This is a genomic window from Xenorhabdus griffiniae (genome assembly GCF_015163655.1).
In the GTDB taxonomy this organism is placed as follows: domain Bacteria; phylum Pseudomonadota; class Gammaproteobacteria; order Enterobacterales; family Enterobacteriaceae; genus Xenorhabdus; species Xenorhabdus griffiniae.
The window spans coordinates 1-6,649 of the sequence record NZ_JADEUF010000153.1; the positions used below are offsets into that span (position 1 = coordinate 1).

General features: G+C 43.1%; 6 protein-coding genes. 2 read left to right on the forward strand and 4 right to left on the reverse strand.

The annotated features are described in order from the left end of the window. Positions 1–556 precede the first annotated feature (556 nt). On the forward strand, positions 557–1,069 hold the full coding sequence (gene zur, locus IQ211_RS17245) for a zinc uptake transcriptional repressor Zur (protein WP_189761165.1): 513 nt from the start codon (positions 557–559) through the stop codon (positions 1,067–1,069). A gap of 148 nt (positions 1,070–1,217) precedes the next feature. Here zur and lexA read toward each other — a convergent pair whose 3' ends face one another. Further along, a complete protein-coding gene (gene lexA / locus IQ211_RS17250) occupies positions 1,218–1,832 on the reverse strand; it encodes a transcriptional repressor LexA (RefSeq protein ID WP_189761164.1) in 615 nt (204 codons plus the stop codon). Positions 1,833–1,950: 118 nt separating this feature from the next. Then, a complete protein-coding gene (locus IQ211_RS17255; RefSeq protein ID WP_189761163.1) occupies positions 1,951–2,322 on the reverse strand; it encodes a diacylglycerol kinase in 372 nt (123 codons plus the stop codon). Between the two features lie 137 nt (positions 2,323–2,459). On the opposite strand from IQ211_RS17255, the gene plsB reads away from it, so the two are divergent. Next, positions 2,460–4,928 (forward strand): glycerol-3-phosphate 1-O-acyltransferase PlsB, encoded by a 2,469-nt coding sequence (gene plsB / locus IQ211_RS17260; protein WP_189761162.1) that lies wholly within the window; start codon positions 2,460–2,462, stop codon positions 4,926–4,928. A gap of 64 nt (positions 4,929–4,992) precedes the next feature. Here the strand turns inward: plsB and ubiA are convergent, their stop codons facing one another. Together ubiA and ubiC are read right to left on the reverse strand one after the other, a co-directional pair. After that, a complete protein-coding gene (gene ubiA, locus IQ211_RS17265; RefSeq protein ID WP_189761161.1) occupies positions 4,993–5,847 on the reverse strand; it encodes a 4-hydroxybenzoate octaprenyltransferase in 855 nt (284 codons plus the stop codon). A gap of 47 nt (positions 5,848–5,894) precedes the next feature. Beyond that, positions 5,895–6,401, reverse strand: coding sequence for a chorismate lyase (ubiC, locus tag IQ211_RS17270; protein ID WP_189761160.1), 507 nt, complete (start codon positions 6,399–6,401; stop codon positions 5,895–5,897). Positions 6,402–6,649: the final 248 nt, after the last annotated feature.

Sequence of the window (6,649 nt, forward strand, 5' to 3'; positions counted from 1 at the left end):
ACGTTCAGGTTCAGACAGGGTGATATTCGATTTCAATTTCATAAGAACAGGCAGTCAGTCTTCGGATGACCGATTATACCACTGATGCAAATAGTTTTTCTGATGAACTTATTAGTAATGGAGAATACTATTTACAGTGTTAATTATAAATATTGATATATTTAAACAACATATACGCATTAAACTTCAAGTTGCAATTTACAACACGATATGAAACCTGATTTCTTCCCGCTTCGCGGGAAGAAATTACACGCATCTTGCAGTTAGATTGGTATATAATTTTAATTTTCAATATAATTATCCAGATAAATTAATTTAAACTCTCAGATATTATCCAATATTTTCAGTTTTATTTTCTCCGTTTTTTAGCCCATTTTATTGTTCTTATCCACGGATTAACTTTATTTTCAAGTATCTCATCATGACAAGTTAACCCCTCTTCTTCACCGGTATGTTACATATCAGACGAGAACCGAACATCATCCAGATCCCACTCTCAGGTTAAAAAACATGATAACATTAAAGTCATTAGCATCGGGTAGGTGTGAGAGGTGTAATGAAAACTATCAATCAAAAAAAGTTACTGGCACAGGCTGAAACAATCTGCCTGTCAAGAGGGGTTCGTTTGACACCTCAACGCCTTGAGATTCTTCGTTTGATTACTGAACAGCCTGGCGCGATAAGCGCTTATGATTTGCTAGATTTATTGCGTGAAGTCGAGCCACAAGCCAAGCCTCCAACAGTTTATCGTGGATTAGAGTTTCTGCTGGAACAAGGTTTTATTCACAAGATAGAATCCACAAACAGCTATGTGCTTTGCCATCATTTTGAAGAACCATGCCATACTTCGGCAATGTTTATCTGTGAATTTTGTGGTTCTGTGACCGAAAAGGATGCAAAGAATATTGAATCAGCGATTCAACAGTTAGCGCAAGGTACGGGGTTTCATTTACGAAATAGCGTGATAGAAGTTCATGGCCTATGTTCTTCCTGCCATGAGATTGAATCCTGCACGGAGCGCGATATATGTCAGCACAATCATTCGGTTGAAGAAAATAAAAAGAAATAAGAAAAAACATTTGCAGCCAAATTGGGCAATGAGGCGGTCATAACTGATATAATCATATATTTTTCAAGCTCCCGTTGAACTTAAGTTTAACGGGTTCTGGGAAAAGTGACCGCCCCAGAATGGCAACTGCAATTATCCGCCTTTACAATCAGAACCAGTCCCCGCTACGAATAACGCCGACGGCCAATCCTTCAATAGTGAAATTCTGCTCGCTCAAATCAACAACAATAGGTTTAAATTCCGGATTTTCAGCAATCAGTTCAATTTTGTTGCCTGTTTGTTTGAAGCGTTTTACTGTGACTTCATCTTCAATACGCGCCACAATGACTTGCCCATTATGAACATCCTGTGTTTTATGCACAGCCAGTAAATCTCCGTCCATAATCCCAATGTCTTTCATGGACATGCCACTGACACGTAACAGAAAATCAGCGCTTGGTTTGAATAAACCAGGATCAACCTTATAATGGCTTTCGATGTGTTCCTGCGCCAGCAGTGGTTCCCCAGCAGCAACACGACCGATCAGCGGCAATCCTGCCCCTTCAGCTTCTTCAAGCAGCAAACGGATACCTCTGGATGCACCAGAGATAATCTCTATCACCCCTTTACGCGCAAGTGCCTTTAAATGCTCTTCTGCTGCGTTAGGTGAACGAAAACCAAGTCGCGCTGCAATTTCAGCACGTGTTGGTGGCATACCCGTTTGCGAAATATGGTCACGCACCAAGTCATAAACTTGCTGCTGCCTGGCAGTTAATGCTTTCATTTCGCCCCCTGTTTGTTTATACAGTCAGACTGTGAGTATATACAGGTAAAGTCGAATTGGGAACCTGTCAGCATGTAAAAGCAGCTAAATAACGTATTTGATGAAAAGATACGCGCCATCAATGCATAAAATGCGACCAAAAGATCATTCCCCAAATAAACAACGCCAAAAGCAGGGTGAGCAATACAGCCGCCGAGCCCATATCTTTCGCTCGACCTGATAATTCATGATATTCACTACCGATACGATCGACGACGGCTTCTATGGCACTATTGAGGATTTCGACAATGACCACCAGCATAACAGAGCCAATCAGGAAGAGCCTCTCATGCAAGCTAAAATCTAAAGAAAATGCAACGATGATCGCAAGTATGGCCACGATTGCCTCCTGCCGAAATGCCGCTTCATTTTTCCATGCAGCTCTGATTCCTTTCATCGAATACCCAGCCGCTTTAATGATACGGCTCAAACCTGTTGATTGATTTGCCATAAAAATTTTCTTTAATGAACTTAATGATTATATGGTTATATAACTTTTAGCTCTTATTATTGTCTTATTTCCACAGATCTCAAAATCTGTTTCTGGTATCCTTGCGATGCGTTGCTAACAAGAGGCTTAAAGCAGTTATGTCAGGTTGGCGTAAAATATATTATAAGTTGTTGAATTTACCACTAAAATTATTAGTAAAAAGTAAATTAATCCCTACGGATCCTATTGCGGAGCTGCGTCTTGATACGACTCGGCCTATTTTGTATATACTGCCGTATCACTCAAAAACAGACTTATTGACTCTGCGTCAACAATGTCTGGCGCAAGATCTGCCTGATCCGTTGAATCCTTTGGAAATTAGTGATACACAGCTTCCCAGCTGTGTCTTTATCGATAACGGTCCACGCGTGTTCCGTTGTTATGCACCAAAACATGAATCTGTGAGAATTTTTCACTCCTATCTGGACTTGCATCACAATAATCCTGATCTGGATATTCAGATGGTGCCTGTTTCCGTCATGTTTGGTCGTTCCCCAGGACGCGAAGGGCAAGAAGGACATACTACGCCACAATTACGCTTGCTAAATGGCGTGCAGAAGTTTTTTGCCATCTTATGGCTTGGACGGGATAGTTTTGTCCGTTTCTCCACACCGGTGTCTTTACGTCATATGGCCGATGAGCATGGTACAGATAATATCATCGCCAATAAACTCGCCCGTGTAGCTCGGATGCACTATTCCCGCCAACGTCTTGCGGCAGTTGGGCCTCGTTTACCTGCCAGACAGGATCTGTTCAACAAGTTATTGACCTCAAAAGCAATAGAAAAAGCGATTGCTGATGAAGCCCGTAGCAAGAAAATCTCTCCCGAAAAGGCAAAACAGAATGCCATCAATATGTTGGAAGAGATTGCCGCAAATTTCTCCTATGAAACCGTACGCTTGACTGATCGGGTCTTAAGCTGGACCTGGAACCGTTTGTATCAAGGCATTAATGTTCATAACGCCGAACGAGTTCGCCAGTTGGCGCAGGATGGCCATGAACTGGTTTATGTTCCATGCCACCGCAGCCATATGGACTACCTTTTGCTCTCTTATGTGCTCTATCACCAAGGGCTAGTTCCACCACACATTGCTGCGGGCATTAACCTGAATTTCTGGCCTGCCGGTCCGATATTCCGTCGTCTCGGTGCGTTCTTTATCCGCCGTACGTTTAAAGGTAATAAGCTCTATTCAACCCTCTTTCGTGAATATCTCGGCGAGTTGTTTACCCGTGGTTATTCAGTTGAATACTTTGTCGAAGGAGGACGTTCCCGTACTGGTCGTTTGCTTGATCCCAAAACAGGGACGCTCTCCATGACCTTGCAAGCCATGCTGCGAGGGGAATCTCGTCCCATCACGATTGTACCGATCTACATCGGTTATGAGCATGTGATGGAAGTGGCAACGTATGCCAAAGAGCTGCGCGGTGCAACCAAGGAAAAAGAAAGCTTTTTCCAGATGGTGCGCGGGTTGCGCAAATTACGTAATCTGGGACAAGGTTACGTGAATTTTGGTGAACCGATCCCGTTGACACAATACCTGAATCAGCATGTACCCGAGTGGCGTGACTCCATTGATCCAATCGAATCGCAACGTCCAACATGGCTGACACCAACAGTCAGTAAACTGGCTGACAATATTATGGTCAATATCAATAATGCTGCCGCTGCCAATGCTATTAATTTATGCACTACCGCGTTATTGTCATCACGCCAGCGAGCGCTGACCCGTGAACAGCTTATTGAGCAGTTGGATTGCTATCTGCAATTATTGCGTAATGTGCCTTACACTGACGATATCACGGTGCCAAACCAAACCGCAGAAGAGTTGCTAGATCACGCTCTTATGATGGATAAGTTTGAAGTCGAGAAAGATAGTCTGGGAGATATTATTATCCTGCCACGTGAAAGCGCGGTATTGATGACTTATTATCGTAATAATATCCAGCACTTATTGATCCTGCCTTCCCTGATCACCAGTATTATTATGCATCACCGCCGCATTAGCCGCAGTGAATTGCTCAGACAGGTAGCGCTGATTTATCCGCTGATCAAGCAGGAACTTTTCATGCGTTACAGCAAGGAAACGCTCCCGGAGGTTGTCAATACCTTGATTGATGAGCTGGCACGCCAATGCCTTATCTGCAACAAAGAGCAAGGAATGCTGGTGCTAAATCCTGCGCGTATTCGCCCATTGCAATTGCTGGCAGCCGGCATCAGGGAAACGCTGCAACGTTATGCCATTACGCTCTCTTTGTTGAATGCCACACCTGAAATCAGCCGTGGTGTACTGGAAAAAGAGAGCCGGATGCTGGCACAACGTCTGTCAGTGCTGCATGGCATCAATGCGCCGGAGTTCTTTGACAAGGCTGTTTTTGCCTGTTCAGTCAATACGTTGCGTGAAGAAGGTTATATTCAAGACAGCGGCGATATGATTACCACCAGTGCCCAAGAACTCTATCATGTATTGAGTGAGCTGATGTCACCTGAAATTCGTTTAACGATTGAAAGTGTCAGTATGCCACCAGAACAAAATGAACCTGTACAGGTAACACAAGATCAGCAATAACGACACCAAGCTGGTCAGAAGATAACGGGCGGTAATCTGCCCGTTATCTAAACGCTACACCCTATTAGACATAGCTAAAAAAGATACCGAGGAACAAAACTAAACCAACGTAGTTATTGTTCATAAAAGCGTGAAAACAGGCAGACCTTTCCCGATTTGTCATCAGTTTTTGCTGATAAATGAATAATGCTGTTACCAGCAATACCGTCCAATAATAGATCCCGCCCAGATTCACCATCCCACCAATGAAGACCAAAATGCCCAACATAATGAATTGCAGAATGCCAATGATCAGTTTATCAAAGCGTCCGAAAAGTACGGCGGTCGATTTCACGCCGATTTTCAGGTCATCATCACGATCAACCATGGCATACTGCGTATCATAAATTACAGACCAAACGATATTGGCTAAAAATAACAGCCAGCATTCCAAGGGTAAGGATTCACTAACTGCAGCAAAGGCCATCGGAATTGACCAGCCGTAAGCCGCACCTAACACAACTTGTGGCAAGTGACTAACACGCTTGACAAAAGGGTAAACACACGCCAATGCCAGACCAACGACCGACAATGCAATCGTCATTTTATTCAATGTCAAAACCAGTGCGAAAGAAATGAGTACCAGTGTGGCAAACAAGATTTTGCTTTCTTTTTCGGTAATATCGCCACTGGGGAGAGGACGAGATTTTGTCCGTTCTACATACCCATCAAATTTTCTGTCTGCGAAGTCATTAATGCAACATCCCGCAGCACGCATGAAAAACACACCAAGAGTAAATACTAATCCTATGTGCCAATCTGGTATGCCTTTTGCGGCGATCCACAATGCCCAATAGGTTGGCCATAATAGTAATAATGCGCCAATAGGTTTATCAATACGCATTAAACGGCAATAAGCACGCCATTTATCTCGCGTCATACTAACCTTCAATCTATTTCTCCCCTTTAGTTCTGTTGATCTTAATTCTATTTATATACAGGTGAATTCGGTAAAAAAGTCTCTGTGAGCAACAGTGGCTTGCCCGACAGCCTCAATAAAGAACGACGTGCCCAGCGATCCCCCTGCCGGCCTATTTGAATATAATCCCGCGTTAAATTATTACCACTAAAAAGATAACGTCCAAGTGGAACCGTGCCTACATCAACCAATTTTTTATCTGGGCCAGTGAGTGTTTCCTCAGGAATCACTGTGCGTCCCAAAAGCCACGGGATGTTATCCCCATACAAGACAATTTCACGTAACCAATATTTTTCACTTACAGGTAAGTGCTCACTTTCATCATTTAACTCTGTCAGGGGAATAAAATCCTCCCGGAAAGGAGCAACCGATACCTGCTGACAATATTGTTCAAAGCGACGTGTCATTGAACCGACTTCCATCAGCCAATCTAAAACAGATTCAGATAGAAGCTCAGTTTCATTTGATGATAACCAGTGGATGGGGGTTGAATTTAATATTGTGTCATCTGCCATATCATTTTCCCATTGCGGGGAATAGCAATTTCCCCGACAGCACAACGAATGGGGAGTGAGGATATCATGTTGCAGGCCAATAAAATTAAAAGTTGATAACAAATTATGTAATTCACAAAAAAACTCACCTTAATAACCAGGGCGGGATTCCACTTTGTATTTAATTCAATCAAAGATAAGCTGACTACGGAATTCTGCTGACCACGTTGCTCTTCGACGTTTAGCCACTTGACTATCTTTTATACTGG